This window comes from Bradyrhizobium sp. B120 (genome assembly GCF_049075665.1).
Classification (GTDB): Bacteria; Pseudomonadota; Alphaproteobacteria; order Rhizobiales; family Xanthobacteraceae; genus Bradyrhizobium.
In genome coordinates, this window is the sequence record NZ_CP185242.1 from 7,615,001 (window position 1) to 7,633,575 (window position 18,575).

Genomic DNA, 18,575 nt, shown 5'->3' on the forward strand with positions numbered 1-18,575 from the left:
GGATGATGCTTTAGCCGGCCTCCGACGCATGCTCGCCGAGCGCCCACTTCGAGAAGCGGATCTGGATGCCGTAAGGCGAATGCGCCTTCAGGATCTCCATCATGCCGTCGTAGGTCTCGGTGCGCGCCCAGTCCTGCTGCAACTCGAACGCGTACTGGCACGAGGTGATCGGAACCGCGCCGGCCTGCACCAGGCGCTCCATCGAGCGGTTGTGGCACTCCATCGACAGGTCGCCGCATGCATCCGCCGGGATGTAGACCTCATAGCCTTCCTTCAGCATGTCCAGCGCCGGGAACATCACGCAGGCCTCGGTCCAGAGGCCGCCGATCACGAACTTCTTGCGCCCCGTAGCGGCGACCGCCTTGCGAAAATTGGCATTGAGCCAGGAGTTCATCGAGGTGCGGTCGATGATGTCATGATTGGGAAACAGCTCGGCGACTTCAGGCATGAACGGCCCGGAGAACGAATCTTTCGCCACCGTGGACAGCACGGTCGGAACCTTGAACAGCTTGGCGGCCTTCGCCAGGATCTGGACGTTGTTGAACACCACGAGGCGGTCGTGCGACTGGACGCCCTGGTACATCGCCGGCTGGTAGTCGATGAGCGCAATGGCGCTGTTGTCTGGGGTCAGCATGTCGAGTTTGGACATCGAGATTTCTCCTTGAATTGACGATTGCCGGCCGGAGCGAATGACATCCAGCGTCCGTACGGCTTCGACTGTATGACCCGAGGCGGCGCCGCCGCTTGGACAGGTTGTTCGCTGCTTGGACGAAGTCACGATGAAGGCTTGCGTGCGACAAAACTGCCCTTGGAGATGTCTCGCTCCGGGATCACGCCCTTCGGAGCTTGCAGACGGTGCGCTCGGCCGAGACCGCGAGGCCGTGCAAACAGCGCCGAGGCCGTCCAAGCCAAGGGGGCTTCCATCGATGAGTTTGGCGGGGATGGCCCAACGCATCGGTGCGCGGCCATCGCCACCACAAAGGAGCAACTGATGGCGCTGCTGAAATTACGGGACGGTACCGACCTCTACTTCAAGGACTGGGGCAACGGAAAACCGATCCTGTTCAGCCATGGCTGGCCGCTCAGTGCGGACATGTGGGACGCCCAGATGCTGTTCTTCGCCAGTCACGGCTTCCGTGCCGTGGCGTTCGATCGCCGCGGCTTCGGCCGGTCGGGCCAGCCCTGGGAAGGCTACGAATACGATACGTTCGCAGATGACATCGCCGAACTCATCAAGCATCTCGAGCTGAAGGACGTCACCCTGGTCGGCTTCTCGATGGGCGGCGGCGACATCGTGCGCTATGTCGCGCGCCACGGCTCCTCGCGGGTGTCAAAGCTGGCGCTGGTGAGCGCCGTGACGCCGCTGTTCGGCAAGACGGCGGACCATGACGGTGTCGACAAGGCCGTCTTCGACGGCATCAAGGCCGGGCTCGCCAAGGATCGTCCGCAGTTCCTTGATGATTTCAGCCCGCTTTTCTATGGGACCAACCACGGCACCAAGGTCTCCCAAGGGGTATTCAAGCAGACGCTGCAGATCGGCTTGCAGGCCTCGATCAAGGCGACGATCGACTGCGTGACCGCGTTCTCCGAAACCGATTTCCGCCCGGATATGGCGAAGATCAACGTTCCCACGCTGGTGGTCCACGGCGACGACGATCAGGTGGTCCCGCTCCAGTACACCGGAAAGCTCGCGGCCGAGATGATCAAGTCCGCCACGCTCAAAGTCTATCCCGGCGCTCCGCACGCGACTGCCACGACCCACGCGGACCAGCTCAACGCGGATCTGCTCGAATTCCTCAAGGCGTGACATTGGGTGATCACATGACTGACGCTCCCCTTCTCGAACCGAAAGACTGCGCGCTCCTGTTCGCAGACCAGCAGGCCGGGCTCGCCTTCGGCGTTAGCTCGATCGATCGGCAAGTCCTGCTCAACAACGTGGTCGCGCTGGCCAAGACCGCCACGGCGTTCAGCCTTCCGGTCATTGCTTCGACCTCTGCGACGAAAGTCTACAGCGGTCCGCTGATGCCGACGATCAGTGCAGCCTTGCCTGGCATCGTCCCGATCGAGCGGCGCAACATGAACGTCTGGGAAGACGACAACGCGCGTGGGAAGATTCTCGCAACTGGCCGGCGGCGCCTCATCGTATCGGGACTGCTGACCGAAGCATGCGTCAGCTTCACCGTTCTATCGGCGTTGACCGCCGGGCTCGAGGTCTACGTGGTCGGCGACGCCTGCGGAGGTCTCACCACGGCCGGCCATGACCTCGCGCTTCGCCGCATGGAAGCCGCGGGCGCACGGCCAACATCGTGGATCCAGGTGCTTCTGGAATTGCAGCGAGACTGGACCAGCCATGAGACATATGACCACGCGAGAGCCATCGTCGAGGCCCATGGCGGCGGATACGGGATCGGCTTGTCCTACGCGCGTGACATGATCCATCCGACCTAGGTTTCGGCGGAAGCCCTTCAGCCTTCAGAACGAGCCCTGCGCCAGGCGCCCGGGCTCGTTCCCACGCTGCGCGAGAAGACCCGGGTGAAATAGCTCTGGTCACCGAACCCGCAGATCAGCGCGATATCCGCCAACGGCAGCTTGGTGGTGGTCATCAGGCGCTTGGCCTCATCGATCCGGAGCCGGGAGAGATATTCGTGGGGAGCGATGCCCGTGCTGCGCCGGAACGAACGGGCAAAATGGCTCGGCGTCAGCCTGCACTCGGCCGCGACATCGGCGATCGTCAAACCGCTGGCGAGGCGGGCACGCATGATCTCCTTGGCACGCCGCTCCTGCCATGGCGCCAGTCCGCCCTCCTGAATGCCCTCGCGCGAGCTGAGATCACCGTAGGTCTGCGCGAAATGAGCGAGCAAGCTCAGTCCGAGCTGATCGACGAAGAGTTGATTGTTCGCGCTCTCCTCTTCGAGGGCGTTCAAGAGAACGTTTGAAAGCGTGGACAGATAGGGATCGCGCCGGTCACGGGTCCACTTCAGCGTGGAGATCGGCTTCGCGCTGTTCTCGTAGGCGAAGTCGTCAAGAGCGCGGCGCGGGATGTAGTACTGAAGCGCATCAAACGGGCCTCTGAACTCGCACTGCGGATTGTCGCGCAGGTCGATGACGCTCACGGTTCCCGCACCGAACGATCCGGAATACCTCTGGCGGCCGGCGAGCCAGCATGAGTGCCGGTCCAGATCGCCCAGTTGATGGAGGATGCTGAATGCCGGCTCCGACGGAATCGCCGCCGTCCGCTCTCGAACAAAGCGGGTACAGGTCAATCGCGTGATGGCAAGCGCCAGCTTGCCGTGGCGATTGATCTTGCGAACGCAATCGCCTTCCATTCCGAGGTGCGAGGCGAGTCGACGGCCGTAGAAGCCGTCGGATGAAGTATCGGTGTCGTCCATCGGAGCCCCGTCGAGATTCTGCACACCGCGCCGATGGTTATTCCCCGCCCCGTCGCATGGCCAGTAAATCGTTCCAAAACCACAACTGATGATGCGGTGTCGCCGTCAACCACATGGAATTTGCAAGGTTTTATTTGGCCGCGACCTTCCGCCGCGAGAGAGTTGCGTACATCGATGAGACGAGGATTTGATGAACGGCAATTTGGCTCAATTCGGTGAGGATTTGTGCCTCCATTTGGCTCGCCTGCAAGTGAGCCTTGGCAACATCAACGGACTGTTCGCGGGGGGCGCCGCGGCGCGTGACGCGGAATTCGCGAGGCGGACGCAAGAACTGCAGGCAGCCGTCAAGGAGTCCGCCGACCGCGCCGCAGCGCTTCGCGAGGCATTGCGCTCCGGCCTCGAACGCGACGCCACGCTCGCGCCCGAAACCCTGTCGAGATGGGTCAGCCAGCGGCAGACCGCGCAGCTGCACGCCCGTGCCGATCTGATCGAGCAGATGGCCACGGTCGCGGTGGAATTGGCGGCACTGTCCACGGTCGAGGCCGAACGCCTCACCGCGACCGCGATCATGGCCCGCCGGCAGGCGATTGCCCTTCAGGTCGAGCGCGAAAAACAACTATGACGTCCTCGTTCGCGCGGATCCTTGAGGGATGGACACCCTCCGGGCTGTGGCGTAGTGAGGTCCCTTGAGAAGGCCCATGGCTGACTGAAGGATGCCCGACCGCAACGACAGACCAGAGCGTACGTTTCTATTCGGACCGTTTCGCCTTTCCACCTCCAAACGGATCCTGCTCGAGGGCGACCGCGTCATTCGCCTCGGCGGCAAGGCGATCGAGATCCTGATCGCGCTGGTCGAGCGCGCGGGCGAACTGGTGAGTAAGCGCGAACTCGTCGAGATCGCCTGGCCCGATACATTCGTCGTTGAAGCGAACCTGACCGTCCAGGTGGCGGCACTTCGCCGTGCACTCGGCGAGGACGACAGCGCCAACCAGTACATCGTCAACAGTCCCGGACGCGGGTATCGCTTCGTTGCGCCCATCAAGGTGCTCGAAGAGGAGCGCCCCGCCATTGATCAGCCGGCGATGCAGGCGGCTCACAACCTGCCGGCGCAACTGAACCGGCTGGTCGGACGCGCTGAAGCGCTTCGCTCGATGCAGCAAAAACTGACCGACAGCCGCCTGCTGAGTATCGTCGGACCGCCCGGCGTCGGAAAGACGTCGGTCGCGCTTCGGCTGGCGGAAGCGATGTTGCCGCAGTTTCCGCACGGCGTGTGGCTGATTGACCTCGGCTCGATCACGGATGCCGCGTTGATTTCGAGCGTCATCGCGTCCGCCCTTCCGATCGACGCCCGTTCGAGCGACATATTGCCCGGTATCGCGGCGGCGTTGCGTTACAAGAGTCTTCTTCTGGTATTCGACAATTGCGAGCATCTGATCGACGGGGCGTCGGCCGCCATCGGCGAGCTGCTGCGCGGCGCCGGCGGCATCAAGGTGCTGACCACGAGCAGGGAGCCGCTCCGCGTCGATGGCGAACAGGTGTTCCGGCTTACTCCCCTCGAGGTGCCTCCAATCGGTGTGTCGCTCGGACCGAAGGACGTGCTGGGCTATCCGGCAGTTCAGTTGTTCGTGGAGCGGGCGGCCGCCGTCGTCAACGATTTCGAGCTTACCGATGCCAATGCCGGCTTTGCCGCGCAGATCTGCCGCGAATTGGACGGCAACCCGCTCGCGATCGAGGTCGCGGCCGCGCGCGTCGACGCGTTCGGCGTCAACGGACTGGCCGCCAGGATCGAGGACCGCGTGCACTTGCTCGCGGATGCGCGCCGCGGCACGCCGGCACGGCATCGTACGATCGCGGCGGCGCTCGACTGGAGCTATCAGCTGCTGTGCGAGCGCGAGCGATACGTTCTCCGCTGCCTCGGCATTTTCGCCGGCAGCTTCACGCTGGAGGCCGCCGTCTCCGTGATTCCGGCAGCTGACGGCGCCGACGCCGCATCGATCCTCGCCGATCTGGTCTGCAAATCGCTGGTCTCGGTCGACATCGGCTCCGAGCGCACCCGATTTCGGCTGCTGGAGATCACCAAGGCGTTCGCGCTCGCCAAGCTGGTCGAGCAATCCGAGCGGAACGAACTCGCCGCCCGGCTTGCGGCCTGCGTCACCGAAATGCTCTGCAGATACGCCGACGGCCCGAAACAGGTGCAAACCCTCAGGGATGCGGTCCAGGAACTCGATAATGTGCGCGGAATCCTGGACTGGGCGTTCTCGACGGACAGCCACGCGCAAGCGGGCGTTGCGCTCGCGGCCGCCGCCGTACCCGTGTGGCTGGAGAATTCGCTGCTGACGGAATGTATCGCTTGGACGACCAGGGCGATCGACGCTCTCGATCCGGCGATCGAAAGCGAGCGCAACGAGATGGTCCTGAAGGCAGCTCACGGGCTCGCCGTGATGTTCACCCAAGGCATGACCGGCCAGTCGCGCGACGCGCTGAACCGGGCAATCGAGCTTGCGGCACGCCTCGGCGACCGGCAATGGGAGCTGAGGGCGCGGCTGGGCCTGATCGTTTTCCTGCACCGGCGCGGCGACTTCAAGGGCGCGTTGGAAGGGACGCAGAGGATCGAGACGCTTGTCGCTGACGCTGACGAGCCGGCGGCGCTGGCGATGACGAAGAGCGCGAAGAGTGCGTCGCTGTTCTTTCGCGCCGAGTATGCGACGGCCCTGGAGCTCGCGCGCGAGGCCCACGAGTACTTCCGAACTCATAGCGACGTCTCGCAGATCGGCCGATGGGGACTGAACCACTCGGTCTATGCGCAATGCGTGATGGCGCGGGCCCATTGGAATCTGGGACGCTTCGATCGAACTGTTCGAGCCTGCCTGTCGGCGCATTCCGAAGCGGAGGAGACCGGCAATCCGACCTCGATCTGCCAGGCACTCAGCTGGTGCGGGGTTTCGTTGTTCCTGAGCCTGGAGGACCTCGACAAGGCCGCTTGCGCGATCCAGCGGTTCAGGCAGGTGGCTCAGGATAACGATATCCAAAGCTACGTGTTTTCGTCGATCGGTTTCGAAGGCAGGCTGCTGTTCCTGCGCGGCCAGATCGAGCCCGCCGAAAGATTGTTACGAGAGGCGCTCTCGAAGCTGAGCGGCGCGCAATACGAAAACGTATCGATCCCGTTTCTCGGCCGCCTGGCCGAGGTGCTGGCCGCGGACGATCGACCGGAAGAGGCGCTGCTGGCTTCCGCGGAATGCCTGGAGCGAACCAAGGCGACGGAGGCGCTCTGGTTGCTGCCGGATTCGCTGAGAATCCACGGCGATGTCCTGGCTGCATTGCAGGGACCCGACTCGAAGCCGGCCGAAGCCCATTTGCGCGAAGCGCTCGAGGTTTCGGAACGGCAAGGCGCCCTTGGATGGGAGCTGAGGTCGGCCGAAAGTCTTGCAAGCTTCCTGCGTCGGCAGCGACGAAATGGCGAGGCTGCAGCGGTGCTCGAGCGGACGCTTGGAAAATTCACCGAGGGTTTCGACGCCGTGCCGTTCCGGCGGACCAAGGCCTTGCTCGACGGGTTGCACGACCGCAAGCCCGGCTAGAGCAATTTCGGTTCTGATTGAATCAGAACCGAAGCTCTAGCTTGTTGTATTGACGCGTTTTCTTCACGCGAACCGGTGTCCACTTCGCTCGAAAACGCTCTAGCCCAGCGGGGGCAGGATGTTTTGCAGTTCCAGACGACGCTCCTCGAGAAAGCCCGGCAATCTAAGGCCCTCCCCGAGTTGATCGCGCGACTCGTCGACTGCGAAGCCGGGCCCATCGGTTGCGATCTCGAAAAGCACGCCGCATGGCGCCCGGAAGCCGATCGCAGTCAGATAGGTTCTTTCAATCGGTTCAGTCACGGCGATGTCGTGCCGTCTTTGAAGCTTCTGGATCATTTCGGATTGATCTTCGATATTGGCCGCGCGGAAAGCGACATGCCTGATCGTGCCGCCTCCAAGCCGGCCCCGCGACGACGCGCCGACCATCCGCAGCGTCAGCGTGCCTCCAGGACCGTCATGTGCGACGAACCGGACCGAATCATCGGCCTGCGAAACGCGCCTGAAGCCCAGCACGTCCTGGAGGATATCGACCGTGGCGTCCTCCGCGCGGACGTTCAGGGTCACCTCGTTCAAACCCATGACTGCTCGAACGGCATCGCTGCGCCCGGCTTCGCGACGATCCTGCACCGCTTCCACCAGAGCAAGCGTCGTTCCGTCCGGATCGGCGAAGCAAAGCAGCGGCTCGCCAAATGGCGAATGATCGAACCGGCACGCGACGTTCGCGGCCGTGAGCCGCTCCGACCACCATTCGAGCGATCCGGCCGGCACACGAAGGGCGGTCTGCACGACTTCGCCGACCCCAACCAATCCCTTTGCGACGCATCGCCATGCCAGGGTGCTCAGCACCGTTCCCGGGCTGCCGGCGTCGTCGCCATAGTAGAGATGGTAACTGCCGGGGTCGTCGTAGCAGACCGTTTTCTTGACCCGTTTCAGACCGAGAACGCCGGCATAAAAATGCGCGGCGCGCTGCACGTCATCAATGATTGTCGTGACGTGATGAAGTCCACGGGATGGCGAGCACGATCTGTCTGGTTCGGCCACGATATGCGCTCACCGTTGCCTTGCTGAACAGTAGTAAAAAGAACCCGTCATAGCCGATACGCAATCCTCGATATGGCGATCCAAATCGCACACGAACGCAATTCGTCGTTCCTGCTCCCGCCATCGGCAGGCGCAGCTGTCTGATCGCTCATTGAGGCCGATACCGGTCGAATTGTCTTGGATTTTCGCCCGATCACGTGGCGGGCAGACGGATTTAGGAGCCACAACCGGCAGCATCCTCACGTTCAACCTGGACGCAATCGTACAACTGCGCGCCAGGATGTGCAATCAGCGGGATTTGTTTTGGATCAACATCGGAACAAGATCGAGGCCGCCCAGCGAGCTCATATACACGTGCGCCGGCCGGGACATGCACGTCAAATTGAGCGCTGTGGCCTCGGCATCGCTCGCCGCCCGCGCCGGTCAGGGGATCAGATCGCAATGGACGACGCCGGACACGATACGATCGTCGCGCACAAGATCAATGCGTATTTCGCAGGGCAATGGCTCCCCGCGAACTACACGACGGTCCTGCGGCGCTAGCTGCCGGCGCCGATCTTGCGAACAGCCCAACCGAAGGTGAACAACATGGCAGGTCTCTTTCGTCCCGCAGCGCTCGGCGATCTCAGTCTCCCCAACAGGATCGTCATGGCGCCGATGACGCGCTCGCGCGCCGACGAGCATGGTGTCATCAATGGTTCCGCCGGCGAGTATTACGCGGCGCGCGCCGGCGCCGGCCTGATTGTCAGCGAGGGCATCAATGTAGGACCGATGTCCAACGCCTTTGATCGAACGCCCGGCCTGTGGACCGACGCGCAGACCGAGGGCTGGAAAGCCGTCGTCGAGCGGATCCACGAGCAAGGAGGCCGGATTGTCGCGCAGCTCTGGCATGCCGGCCGCGCGAGCGCGCGCGGTCTGTTGTCCAACAAGCAGCCGCTGTCGCCATCGGGCGTGAATGACGATCTGGAACGGCTGCAGGTATGGGCGTTGCTCGCCAACGGTGCCTATGTGCGCGTCGCGGCCACGTCGTCACGTGCGATGACCAAGTTGGAGATTGAGACCGTCGTGAACGAATTTCGAAGGGCGGCCGCCAACGCCGTTCGCGCCGGGTTTGACGGTGTGGAGATTCACGGCGCCAACGGCTATCTGGTTCACCAGTTTCTCTCGCCGACGATCAATCTGCGAACCGATCACTACGGCGGAAGCATCGAAGCGCGCTCCAGATTGCTTCTCGAAATTGTTGCGGCGATTTCCGACGTCATGCCGCGATCGCGGATCGGACTGCGGCTGTCGCCCTTTGCGGATTACAACAGCACGCGGGACCCGAAACCGGAAGACACCTATGGTCAGCTCGCGCTCCGGCTACGGACCGCGGGGCTTGCCTATCTGCACCTTGCAGACACCAACGCGTGGACCGGAGCGCCGGACTACGAGCGAATGCTGGCGATATTCCGCGAGCACTATCGCGGGCCTCTCATCGTCAATGCCGGCATCACGCCCGAGCGTGCCGCCGACATCGTCAATTCCGGCGAGGCGGACGCAGTCGCGTTCGGCCGCCTCTTTCTCGCCAACCCGGACCTCCCGGCGCGAATACGAGCTGGCGGTCCCTACAACTCGCCACAGCCGATCGGGATCTACGGCGGGTCGGATAAAGGGTATCTCGACTATCCGAGCCTGGCGTTCATTGACGAGGAAATTGCTCGAGGCGAATAGGAGCTTCCTGGTGGCGGCAGGTGGAAATTGGGCAAGTCCGGGCGCTGACATAATCGACGCCGGTAGGCGATACGAGTGTTGTTAGCTGGAAGATCTCCTCGCGCGCAATTTTGGTGAAGCCGTTGGCTGCCCAGAGTTGCCTGATCCGGATCGTGCGGACCAAGGAAGCATCGTTCTCAGAAGTCGACTGCAACCTCGCCGAGACCCGCCAAGCGCGCACGGGCGCTGGTGCGTTCTTTTGCGAAGACCATGCCGGTGCACGAGCCGGTTGTGACGATGTGGCCCGGTGAAAGAGGCACGCCTCGGTCCGCACAATGACGAATGAGCCAGCGCAGCAGACGCCAGATGTCGCTTGCCGGATTGCCTCCGGTCGTTTGCCGGCTGATCTCGTTCCCGACGGCCAGATGCGCTTCGACGCCTCTCAAATCGACGGAGGGAAGGCTAACTGTCGAGGCCGGTCCTAGCAGTAACGCGCCGTGGCTCTGCAAATCAGCAAGCTGGGCCAAGGCAGCGCTATTCTTCCAATTCTCAAGTCGCGTCTCCACCACTTCGATGGCGGGATACGCGGCGTCGAAGGCGCGTGCCAGTTCGCGGTCGGGCAACGCTGCATCTTCAGCCGTGAGAGTTCGCCCGACCCGGAGCGCGACTTCCACTTCCACACCGCGCAGGCGGAATTTCGGACCAAGTCGTGCGCCGGAGGTGAGCAGACCCGATGCAGGCAGCGGCGCGCAGATGGGCTCGGCCTCGGGGCCCGACGCCCCTACCTTCCAGCCGCCGGACGGGCCGATCCGGGAAAGCGTGGCATCCTGGATCGCGTAGGCGCCGGCGCGATCCAAAGGGAGAATGTCACGCCACGAGACCGGCCGCCCGCCGTTTCGGGCCGTGACCAACCGGTCCGCCGCTTCACCCGCATGACTCACGGCGTCCTCCCCACGGTGAGGTTGGGCTCCGGCGACAGGCGGCCGTGAGGAAAAGTCCGCTCATATTCCCGGCCCAATGCGAGCACGGCGGCGTCGGCCCCCTTCGGACCAAGCAACTGGAAGCCGGTCGGTAGCCCCGATACCCGTCCGCAAGGTATCGCGAGCGCCGGCAAGCCAGCGGCATTGGCGATGGCGGTGAAGACGGCGTGTCCCCGCGGCCCGACCGCCTGTCCGGCGATCGTCTCAGGGTAGGGGCGGTCGGCGGGCCAGGGCAAAGCCGCGGTGGCGGGCGTGAGGATCGCGTCATGGGAATCGAAGAGCTCATCCAACCGCCGCTTGAGCTGCTGAATCGCACTGACAAGATTGAACAGTGCGGTAGCTTGCGCCGAGCGGCCTTCTTGCAGAGTGGCGCGGGCCGCCTCGCCGCACATCGTCTGGTCTGGTCGCGCCCCGCGGCGGAGGCCCAGTTCAGGCCAGTGTGCGCCATCTTCAAACAGCCACGCCAGACCGATCGCGGAAAGCTGCGGCCACAAGCTGTTGATCTCTTCGGAGAGGTCGAATGACGGTGGACACTCGACGAGGTGTCCCATCGCTTCGAAGCATCGGGCCGCACGCTCGACCGCATCGGCGATGCCAGGATCGACGGGCGCGCCCGAAAAGCGCGGCACATACAGGATTCTGGCCTTTTTCGAAGCGGCGGCGAGCGGTTGCCCGGCCAGTATCTCCGTGAAGTTGGCAACGTCCGCAACACTTCGCCCAATCCCGCCCACCACCTCGTGGTCAAGAAATATCTCCGGTAAGCCACCGCGCCGCTTCACGAGCCCGGCTGACGGCTTGAAGCCGACAAGGCCGCAATGGGAGGCCGGCCGCCGTATTGAACCGCCGCCGTCGGTCGCGAGCGCCAGCGGTCCGCAGAAGGCGGCAACGGCGGCTGCCGCGCCGCCCGAGGAACCGCCTGGTGTCAGCGACAGATCGAGGGGATTGAAGGTCGTGCCTTTCAGGGCATTTGCGGTAAAGCCCTGCATCGCGAACTCCGGCAAACTGGTCTTTGCGAAAAGCACCGCACCCGCCGCCCGTATCCTGGACACCGGATCCTCGTCCTGCGCCGCGACGAAGCCGCGCATCAGTGCGCTGCCCCATGTGGTCGGCATGCCGGCGGCATGCAAATTGTCCTTCACCGAGACCGGGACCCCGTCGAGCGGGCCAAGCGGCCTCGCCTCCGCCCAGCGCCTGCCGCTTGCCTCTGCCGCCTCCAGCGCATCGGCCTCACTGAAGTGCAGGAAGGCGTTGAGCGATGAGTCGAAATTCCGTGCGCGATCCAGACAGTCTTCAATGACGTCGACCGGCGTGAATGCGCGCTGCGCATACCCTTGGATCAATTGCGCGGCATCGAGATGCCAGAAATGGGTCATGCGGGGACTGCCGTTCCAAGAGCCGGTTCAGGGCGAAAGCATGTATCACGCGCCAATCTTGTATACAACGATGCTGCATCCATGCAAGAATGAGCCTTCGTTCGAGGCAAGTGATGACTTCCGCCCTGCAGATCAGCGACCGCTTGTTGGACGCCATCCTGGCGAAGAAACTGGAGCCAGGAAGCCGTCTCGGCGAGCAGCAACTGGCCGAGTTGTTCGGCTGCAGCCGCACCATCGTGCGCGAAGCGCTGGTGCGGCTCGAAACACGAGGCCTCGTTTCGGTCAGCGCCCGCCGCGGGTGGTACCTGCTGGAGCCGACGGAAAAACAGGCAGGGGAAGCATTCGAGGCCCGACTCGTGATCGAGACCGGACTGTTGCGTGGTGCCGGTCCGCTCGGCGAGGCGGAACTCAGGCTTTTGCGAGATCATTTGCGGCGTCAATCGAAGGCGATAAAGGGCTCTGACATCGGACTAAGGAGCTTCATTCTGGGCGATTTCCATGTTTGTCTTGCCCGCTGCCTCGGAAATGAACTTCTTGCCCAGACTCTGCGCGATCTCACCGTTCGCACCGCGCTGACCGCCACACACCACCAGACGCAAAGCGAAGCCACTCGATCTTTCGACGAGCATGTCGGAATCGTTGCAGCCTTGGAGGCGCGGGACATGTCGCTTGCCGAAAAGCGCATGGGCGTCCATCTCCGCACCTGGAAGGAAAAGCTTCGCCTCAGCTCCGGCAGCGATCCGCTGGCGACGTTGCGGCAGGCTCTGTCGCCGATCGACTACATGGAACAAGACTTGCATACAAGACGAAGCAGAAGACGGCCAATTAAGCGGGTCGCCGGGCCTCTTCGATTCAGTAAGGAGAAATCGTGATGCGGTTTTCTAGATGCAGTTTGTCGGTCGGCTTCGCCGCCATTCTCTCGGTATTCGCCGCCTCGGAGGTCTTCGGACAGACAGCGCTCGACGGCATCGTTCGCAGCAAGGCGGTCAGGATTGCTATTCCAACGGACTTCCCGCCCTACGGTTTCGTGGGCTCCGACATGCAGCCGCAGGGTCTCGATATCGACATGGCGCGCCTGATCGCCGGAAAACTGGGGGCGACGCCGGAACTGATCCCGGTCACGACCGCCAACCGTATCCCCTATCTTCAGACCAAGAAGGCCGATTTCGTCATCTCGACGCTCGGCAAGAATCCCGATCGCGAGAAGGTCATCGACTTCACCGTCGCCTACTCGCCGTTCTTCATCGGCGTATTCGCCCCCAAGGCAACGGAGCTGAAGGGACCCGAAGCGCTGGCAGGGAAATCAATCGCAGTGACGCGCGGTTCGGTGGATGATGCCGAACTGACAAAGGTCGCGCCTCCGACCGCCGAGGTCCGCCGGTTCGAAGACAACAACGCCACGATTTCCGCCTTCGTCGCCGGCCAGACTCAAGCCGTCGCCACCAGCGCGCAGGTCGCCGCGGCGATGATCACCAAGAACCCGCAGCTCGGCGCCGAATACAAATTCCTTCTCAAGGACAGCCCGAACTTCATCGGCGTCGGCAAGGGCGAGGACGCGTTGCGCGCCAGGCTCAACGAGATCATCCTCGCGGCCAAGGCCGACGGCACCCTCGAGGCCCTCGCGCGGAAATGGCTCGGCAGGTCCACCGGCGACCTTCCGGAGTAAGCCGGGCCGTGGTCGATCTCGATTTTGGGGCCATCCTTGTCGACTGGCGCCTGCTCGCCAAGGGCGTCGCATGGACGCTCGGATTGACGGCGATTTCCGCAACTACAGGGATTGCGCTGGGCGTTGGATGCGCCTGGGCGCGCATTCACGGGCCGGTCTGGATGAAGGCCGTGACGGGGGCTTATGTCGAACTGTTCCGCAATACGCCGTTCATCGTGCAGCTCTTCTTCATCTTCTTCGGCCTGCCAGCTATGGGCTTCCGGCTGTCGCCGGAAGCCGCGTCTATCCTCGCGATGGTGGTCAATCTAGGTGCTTATGCCACCGAGATCATCCGCGCCGGCATCGAGGCGACGCCGCGCGGCCAAGTCGAGGCCGCACTGAGCCTTGCGTTGTCGCGCATGCAGACCTTCTTTCACGTCGTACTGCCGCCGGCGCTGCGCAAGGTTTGGCCCGCACTCGTCAGCCAGATCATCATCGTCATGCTCGGCTCATCCGTGTGCGGTCAAATATCCACCGAGGAGCTGAGCTTTGCCGCCAATTTGATCCAGAGCCGCAACTTCCGGGCGTTTGAGGCCTTCATCGTCGCGGCCCTGATCTATCTTGCGCTGTCGATAGCCCTGAGGCGATTGCTCAATTGGCTTGGCCCACGCTTCCTGTTCGGAGATTGAGGGCATGGTCGAATTCACGCTGTGGGATATTTTGCGCAACCTGCTGCTCGCCGCGCGCTGGACGGTGGGCCTGTCGCTGATTGCCTTCATCGGCGGAGGTTTCGTCGGGTTCGCCCTTTTGATTGCCCGCCTGACGCCTTCGCGCAGTGCGCGCCGCCTCGTCAGCCTCTATGTTCAGCTTTTCCAAGGCACTCCGCTTCTGATCCAGCTCTTCCTGGCCTATTTCGGCCTGGCGCTGCTCGGCATCCAGACCTCGCCCTGGACCGCCGCGGCGCTGGCGCTGACCGCCTATACCAGTGCCTTTCTGAGCGAGATCTGGTTCGGCTGCGTCGCCTCCGTTCCGCGCGGCCAATGGGAGGCCGCCCGGAGCCTGGCTCTCAATTTCTGGGAGCAGTTGCGTCACGTCATCCTTCCCCAGGCGCTCACCATCGCGGTGCCTCCAACCGTCGGATTCCTGGTCCAGGTCATCAAGGGTACGGCACTCGCCTCCGTGATCGGCTTCGTCGAACTGACCAAGGCCGGAGGCATGATCACCAATGCAACCTTCAGGCCTTTCACAGTCTATGCCCTGGTCGCGCTGATCTATTTTGCCCTGTGCTATCCCATCAGCCTTACAGCCCGCGCTCTCGAAAGGACGCTCCATGCCGCCCATCGTTGAGATCGCCGCGCTTTACAAATCCTTTGGGGAGACACAGGTCCTTAGAGGGGTCGACCTGCACGTGAACCAGGGAGAGGTGATCGCGATCATCGGCAAGAGCGGTTCGGGTAAATCGACACTCCTGCGTTGCATCAACGGGCTGGAGCGCTTCGACAGCGGCGCGATCCTGGTCAACAACAAGCAGATCGATCACGACAGCGCGGCTGCGATGCGTGAGCTGCGCCAACAGGTGGGGATGATCTTTCAGAGCTTTAACTTGTTTCCCCATTTGACTGTCGGACGCAACATCATGCTGGCGCCGAAGCTCGTCAAGAAGCGCACAACTGAGCAAGGCGAAGAACAGGCGCGCGCGCTGCTCTCGCGCGTCGGTCTGGAGGAGAAATACGACGCCATGCCCGACCGCCTGTCGGGCGGCCAACAGCAGCGCGTCGCGATTGCGCGCGCACTTGCGATGGAACCGGCCGTGCTGTTGTGCGACGAGATCACCAGCGCGCTCGATCCCGAGCTCGTCGGCGAAGTTCTACGTGTCGTCGAAAGCCTCGCCAAGGATGGCATGACGCTGATGATGGTTACCCATGAGATCGGCTTTGCGCGCAAGGTCGCCGATCGCATGATCTTCATGCATCAGGGCAAGGTTCATGAGATGGGAGCGCCCGACGAGCTCTTTGCCAATCCCAGGACTCCCGAGCTCCGGCAATTCCTATCATCGCTCCACAATTGATGGTCGTCGGTTGCGTTAGCGTGTCGCAACCCATCCTGCTGGCAAATCGCCGATGACCGCCGCAAGGCCCGGCCCAACGGCGCTATTCGAGGCGCGCGCATGGGGGCACTGCTCTCCCGCTACACCATCATGAGGGACGCGCCCCACTCTGCGCCACAGGTTCCCGGCCCTGTGTGTCCAAACGGAAGCCGAAGCGCCTCATCGGCAAGCGAGACAGTCCGCTCTCGGAGATTTCACTGTCCTTCGCGGTTGAACACGATTCGTCAGCTAGCTAGCGTGACGAGCGCGAAGTCGCAGGAGATCGTGGTCTGGCGTACAAATTCGTAGCCTTGGTAGCGGGAGAGGGACTCGAACCCCCGACCCCAGGATTATGATTCCCGTGCTCTAACCAGCTGAGCTACCCCGCCATAGGCTCGCGATCGGCGGCGTAGAGCCGCGGGTGCGAACGCGCGGCATATAAAGAGTGGCACGCACGCCTGTCAAGCAAACCCGGACGAGACCGCAAACTATTGCAGACAGAGGCTATTTTGGCCTGACCGAAGGGTCGCCGCCGGGGCTGCCGGGTGGAGGAATCACCGGCGTGTTGCCGCCTTGCGGGGTCGGCGCACGCATTTCGGGGTCGACGCCGGCCGGCGGACACAGCACGCCGTCGGATTTGGCGAGCTTGTCGCCCAAAGCTTGCCCGGTGGTGGTTCCCTCCGGAACCGCAACACCCGGATGCGAAGGCTGCTGCGGCGCGCAATTCGCGGCCGCGCGAGACGGCGCCGGCGGCGCAGTCTGTGCCGGCGGCGTGGCGGGCGTCGGCGGCGCCTGCGCCGCGGCAACGACGGGCGCCATGATCAGGGCCCAGGACAATGCGAGTGTTCGATTGATCCTCATGACGAGAAAACCGTGACAACGCGCCGATGTTCCCGTCAAAATCGCCGCATTCTCACGATTTGCGGAAGCGGATCAGCGAGAAATGCCCCATCGGCGGCATCGGCCGGCGTTCCGCAAGGCTGACGCCGCCATGCTTGGCGGCCCAATTGGTCAGCCGCTCCCACGGAAATTCCGGACGCCAGCCGAGCCGCCGCGCCAGCGGCGCGAAGGCGAGCTCGAAGATGCGGCGCGGGCCGCTCTCGGCGCCGATGTGATTGACCAGGATCAGCTCGCCGCCCGGCTTCAGCACGCGAATGAAATCATCCAGCGTGGCTTCGGGATCGGGCACTGCGGTGATGACGTATTGCGCGACCACCGCGTCGAAAAACTCGTCCGGAAATGCGAGGTGTTTAGCGTCCATCACCGCCAGCGTCTCGACATTGCTGAGGCCCAGCGCGCGCACGCGCTTGAGCGCCCGCCGCAGCATCGGCTCGGAAATATCGACGCCGCACAGTCTTGTGGTGCGCGCATATTCCGACAGCGACAGCCCGGTGCCGACGCCGACGTCGAGCACGCGTCCGCCGATCCGGTCGGCTTCCGCGATCGTCGACTGACGGCCCTGATCGAACACCTTGCCAAACACCAGATCGTAGATCGGTGCCCAGCGGCCATACGCCTTTTCGACCCCCTCGCGGTCGATGTCCCCAGCCATTCCCCTGCCCCGATGCTTCTTCTGTCTAGCCGCGAACCGCTTCCGCGAGCGGCGCCATCGCATCCTGCGTCGCGGCCCGCGCCGCGCGGCTCGCGCTCGCACTTCTGATGAAGCCGCCGCCGAGCACACGCGCCTGCCCGGAGGCCGCGTCGTAGAACACGCAGGCCTGGCCGGGCGATACGCCCTCCTCGCCCGCGACGAGCTCGACCTCATAGCCGCCATCGGCGGCGCGCAACCATGCCGGCTGCGGCGCGCGCGTCGAACGCACGCGGACATAGATCTCGATGCCCTCGCCGATCACGCGGTCCAGCGCGCCGTCGCCGATCCAGTTGACGTCGCGCAGCACGATACGATCCATCCGCAGCGCCTCGCGTGGCCCGACCACGACCCGGCGCGTCGCCGCATCGAGCTTGACCACATAGAGCGGATGGCTTGATGCGATGCCGAGGCCCTTGCGCTGGCCGACGGTGAAGTGAACGATGCCCTGGTGCTGGCCGATGACGTTGCCGGCGAGATCGACGATGTCGCCCGGCGCAATCGCATTCGGCTTCAGCCGTCCAATGATGTCGGTGTAGCGGCCGGTCGGCACGAAGCAGATGTCCTGGCTGTCCTGCTTGTCGGCGACCTCGAGATCGAAGCGCCGCGCCAGCTCGCGGGTCTGCGGTTTGGTCATGTCGCCGAGCGGGAAGCGCAGGAAGTCGAGCTGCTCGCGCGTGGTCGCAAACAGGAAATAGCTCTGGTCGCGATCGGCATCCGCCGCGCAAGTCAGCGAGCGCGATCCGTCGGCAAGCCGGCGCGAGGCGACATAATGTCCGGTGGCGAGCGCTTGCGCGCCGAGCTCGCGCGCGGTCGAGAGCAGATCGCGGAACTTGACCGAGCGGTTGCACTCGATGCACGGCACCGGCGTCTCGCCGAGCGCGTAGCTGTCGGCGAAATTGTCGATCACGGACTGCTTGAAGCGGCTTTCGTAATCGAGCACGTAATGCGGGATGCCGATCCGCTCCGCGACATTGCGCGCATCGTGGATGTCGCGGCCGGCGCAGCAGGCGCCCTTGCGATGGGTCGCAGCACCATGGTCGTAGAGCTGCAGCGTGATCCCGACCACGTCATAGCCCTGCGACTTCAACAGCGCAGCCGTCACCGACGAGTCGACGCCGCCGGACATGGCAACGACGATCCGTGTGTCTTCAGGGCGGCCTTCAAGATCCAGACTGTTGAACATCTCTAAGCGGTCATTGGTCA

Annotated in this window: 18 protein-coding genes and 1 tRNA gene; 10 read left to right on the forward strand and 9 right to left on the reverse strand. The window is 63.5% G+C overall.

Annotation, left to right across the window (positions count from 1 at the left end; translation table 11 throughout):
• Window positions 1-10: 10 nt before the first annotated feature.
• Window positions 11-649 carry a hydrolase gene (locus ACOIX3_RS35415; protein WP_420966681.1) on the reverse strand — a complete coding sequence of 213 codons (639 nt, stop codon included), beginning with the start codon at window positions 647-649 and terminating at the stop codon, window positions 11-13.
• A gap of 342 nt (window positions 650-991) precedes the next feature.
• On the opposite strand from ACOIX3_RS35415, the gene ACOIX3_RS35420 reads away from it, so the two are divergent.
• Both ACOIX3_RS35420 and ACOIX3_RS35425 read left to right on the forward strand, forming a co-directional pair.
• Window positions 992-1,807 (forward strand): alpha/beta fold hydrolase, encoded by an 816-nt coding sequence (locus tag ACOIX3_RS35420; RefSeq protein WP_420966682.1) that lies wholly within the window; start codon window positions 992-994, stop codon window positions 1,805-1,807.
• 14 nt (window positions 1,808-1,821) lie between these two features.
• Window positions 1,822-2,448, forward strand: a complete 627-nt coding sequence (locus tag ACOIX3_RS35425; protein ID WP_420966683.1) for a hydrolase — start codon at window positions 1,822-1,824, stop codon at window positions 2,446-2,448.
• Between the two features lie 17 nt (window positions 2,449-2,465).
• Here the strand turns inward: ACOIX3_RS35425 and ACOIX3_RS35430 are convergent, their stop codons facing one another.
• A complete protein-coding gene (locus tag ACOIX3_RS35430; protein ID WP_342713092.1) occupies window positions 2,466-3,389 on the reverse strand; it encodes an AraC family transcriptional regulator in 924 nt (307 codons plus the stop codon).
• Between the two features lie 190 nt (window positions 3,390-3,579).
• On the opposite strand from ACOIX3_RS35430, the gene ACOIX3_RS35435 reads away from it, so the two are divergent.
• A complete protein-coding gene (locus ACOIX3_RS35435; protein ID WP_420966684.1) occupies window positions 3,580-4,011 on the forward strand; it encodes a hypothetical protein in 432 nt (143 codons plus the stop codon).
• A gap of 91 nt (window positions 4,012-4,102) precedes the next feature.
• On the forward strand, window positions 4,103-6,964 hold the full coding sequence (locus ACOIX3_RS35440) for an ATP-binding protein (protein WP_420966685.1): 2,862 nt from the start codon (window positions 4,103-4,105) through the stop codon (window positions 6,962-6,964).
• Window positions 6,965-7,063: 99 nt separating this feature from the next.
• Here the strand turns inward: ACOIX3_RS35440 and ACOIX3_RS35445 are convergent, their stop codons facing one another.
• The gene (locus ACOIX3_RS35445) at window positions 7,064-8,005 is read right to left on the reverse strand and encodes a ring-cleaving dioxygenase (RefSeq protein ID WP_420966686.1); all 942 of its coding nucleotides are present in this window, start codon (window positions 8,003-8,005) and stop codon (window positions 7,064-7,066) included.
• 648 nt (window positions 8,006-8,653) lie between these two features.
• On the opposite strand from ACOIX3_RS35445, the gene ACOIX3_RS35450 reads away from it, so the two are divergent.
• Window positions 8,654-9,718: an alkene reductase gene (locus ACOIX3_RS35450; protein WP_420966687.1), complete on the forward strand. Its 1,065-nt coding sequence runs from the start codon at window positions 8,654-8,656 to the stop codon at window positions 9,716-9,718.
• Between the two features lie 176 nt (window positions 9,719-9,894).
• Here the strand turns inward: ACOIX3_RS35450 and ACOIX3_RS35455 are convergent, their stop codons facing one another.
• Window positions 9,895-10,638 carry a 2-keto-4-pentenoate hydratase gene (locus tag ACOIX3_RS35455; protein ID WP_420966688.1) on the reverse strand — a complete coding sequence of 248 codons (744 nt, stop codon included), beginning with the start codon at window positions 10,636-10,638 and terminating at the stop codon, window positions 9,895-9,897.
• Window positions 10,635-12,050 carry an amidase gene (locus ACOIX3_RS35460; RefSeq protein WP_420966689.1) on the reverse strand — a complete coding sequence of 472 codons (1,416 nt, stop codon included), beginning with the start codon at window positions 12,048-12,050 and terminating at the stop codon, window positions 10,635-10,637. Before ACOIX3_RS35460 ends, ACOIX3_RS35455 begins: the two co-directional genes overlap by 4 nt.
• 113 nt (window positions 12,051-12,163) lie before the next feature.
• Here ACOIX3_RS35460 and ACOIX3_RS35465 point away from each other — a divergent pair, with 113 nt between their 5' ends.
• Genes ACOIX3_RS35465 through ACOIX3_RS35485 form a run of 5 tightly spaced genes read left to right on the forward strand, consistent with a single transcriptional unit; the run spans window position 12,164 to window position 15,763 of the window.
• Window positions 12,164-12,922 carry a GntR family transcriptional regulator gene (locus ACOIX3_RS35465; protein WP_420966690.1) on the forward strand — a complete coding sequence of 253 codons (759 nt, stop codon included), beginning with the start codon at window positions 12,164-12,166 and terminating at the stop codon, window positions 12,920-12,922.
• Complete coding sequence (locus ACOIX3_RS35470; protein WP_420966691.1) at window positions 12,922-13,716, forward strand: transporter substrate-binding domain-containing protein; 795 nt, start codon at window positions 12,922-12,924, stop codon at window positions 13,714-13,716. The genes ACOIX3_RS35465 and ACOIX3_RS35470 overlap by 1 nt, the downstream gene beginning before the upstream one ends.
• 8 nt (window positions 13,717-13,724) lie before the next feature.
• On the forward strand, window positions 13,725-14,384 hold the full coding sequence (locus ACOIX3_RS35475; RefSeq protein ID WP_420966692.1) for an amino acid ABC transporter permease: 660 nt from the start codon (window positions 13,725-13,727) through the stop codon (window positions 14,382-14,384).
• Window positions 14,385-14,388: 4 nt separating this feature from the next.
• Window positions 14,389-15,042 carry an amino acid ABC transporter permease gene (locus tag ACOIX3_RS35480; RefSeq protein WP_207835347.1) on the forward strand — a complete coding sequence of 218 codons (654 nt, stop codon included), beginning with the start codon at window positions 14,389-14,391 and terminating at the stop codon, window positions 15,040-15,042.
• Entirely contained in the window at window positions 15,026-15,763 is a 738-nt protein-coding gene (locus ACOIX3_RS35485; RefSeq protein ID WP_420971872.1) for an amino acid ABC transporter ATP-binding protein, read from the forward strand. The genes ACOIX3_RS35480 and ACOIX3_RS35485 overlap by 17 nt, the downstream gene beginning before the upstream one ends.
• 330 nt (window positions 15,764-16,093) lie before the next feature.
• On the opposite strand, the gene ACOIX3_RS35490 is transcribed toward ACOIX3_RS35485, so the two are convergent.
• The 4 genes from ACOIX3_RS35490 to mnmA all read right to left on the reverse strand — a co-directional run bounded on the left by ACOIX3_RS35490 (window position 16,094) and on the right by mnmA (window position 18,555).
• Window positions 16,094-16,170 (reverse strand) — tRNA-Met (locus ACOIX3_RS35490).
• A gap of 115 nt (window positions 16,171-16,285) precedes the next feature.
• Window positions 16,286-16,642, reverse strand: coding sequence for a hypothetical protein (locus ACOIX3_RS35495; RefSeq protein ID WP_176533400.1), 357 nt, complete (start codon window positions 16,640-16,642; stop codon window positions 16,286-16,288).
• Window positions 16,643-16,694: 52 nt separating this feature from the next.
• On the reverse strand, window positions 16,695-17,333 hold the full coding sequence (locus ACOIX3_RS35500) for a class I SAM-dependent methyltransferase (protein WP_420966693.1): 639 nt from the start codon (window positions 17,331-17,333) through the stop codon (window positions 16,695-16,697).
• Between the two features lie 25 nt (window positions 17,334-17,358).
• Window positions 17,359-18,555, reverse strand: a complete 1,197-nt coding sequence (gene mnmA, locus ACOIX3_RS35505) for a tRNA 2-thiouridine(34) synthase MnmA (protein WP_420966694.1) — start codon at window positions 18,553-18,555, stop codon at window positions 17,359-17,361.
• Window positions 18,556-18,575: the final 20 nt, after the last annotated feature.

Excerpts from the sequence above, each read along its gene's own strand:
- ACOIX3_RS35415 (WP_420966681.1), bottom strand. The coding sequence starts at position 649 with ATGTCCAAACTCGACATGCTGACCCCAGACAACAGCGCCATTGCGCTC.
- ACOIX3_RS35420 (WP_420966682.1), top strand. The coding sequence starts at position 992 with ATGGCGCTGCTGAAATTACGGGACGGTACCGACCTCTACTTCAAGGAC.
- ACOIX3_RS35425 (WP_420966683.1), top strand. The coding sequence starts at position 1,822 with ATGACTGACGCTCCCCTTCTCGAACCGAAAGACTGCGCGCTCCTGTTC.
- ACOIX3_RS35430 (WP_342713092.1), bottom strand. The coding sequence starts at position 3,389 with ATGGACGACACCGATACTTCATCCGACGGCTTCTACGGCCGTCGACTC.
- ACOIX3_RS35435 (WP_420966684.1), top strand. The coding sequence starts at position 3,580 with ATGAACGGCAATTTGGCTCAATTCGGTGAGGATTTGTGCCTCCATTTG.
- ACOIX3_RS35440 (WP_420966685.1), top strand. The coding sequence starts at position 4,103 with ATGCCCGACCGCAACGACAGACCAGAGCGTACGTTTCTATTCGGACCG.
- ACOIX3_RS35450 (WP_420966687.1), top strand. The coding sequence starts at position 8,654 with ATGGCGCCGATGACGCGCTCGCGCGCCGACGAGCATGGTGTCATCAAT.
- ACOIX3_RS35460 (WP_420966689.1), bottom strand. The coding sequence starts at position 12,050 with ATGACCCATTTCTGGCATCTCGATGCCGCGCAATTGATCCAAGGGTAT.
- ACOIX3_RS35465 (WP_420966690.1), top strand. The coding sequence starts at position 12,164 with ATGACTTCCGCCCTGCAGATCAGCGACCGCTTGTTGGACGCCATCCTG.
- ACOIX3_RS35470 (WP_420966691.1), top strand. The coding sequence starts at position 12,922 with ATGCGGTTTTCTAGATGCAGTTTGTCGGTCGGCTTCGCCGCCATTCTC.
- ACOIX3_RS35480 (WP_207835347.1), top strand. The coding sequence starts at position 14,389 with ATGGTCGAATTCACGCTGTGGGATATTTTGCGCAACCTGCTGCTCGCC.
- ACOIX3_RS35485 (WP_420971872.1), top strand. The coding sequence starts at position 15,026 with ATGCCGCCCATCGTTGAGATCGCCGCGCTTTACAAATCCTTTGGGGAG.
- ACOIX3_RS35495 (WP_176533400.1), bottom strand. The coding sequence starts at position 16,642 with ATGAGGATCAATCGAACACTCGCATTGTCCTGGGCCCTGATCATGGCG.
- ACOIX3_RS35500 (WP_420966693.1), bottom strand. The coding sequence starts at position 17,333 with ATGGCTGGGGACATCGACCGCGAGGGGGTCGAAAAGGCGTATGGCCGC.
- mnmA (WP_420966694.1), bottom strand. The coding sequence starts at position 18,555 with ATGTTCAACAGTCTGGATCTTGAAGGCCGCCCTGAAGACACACGGATC.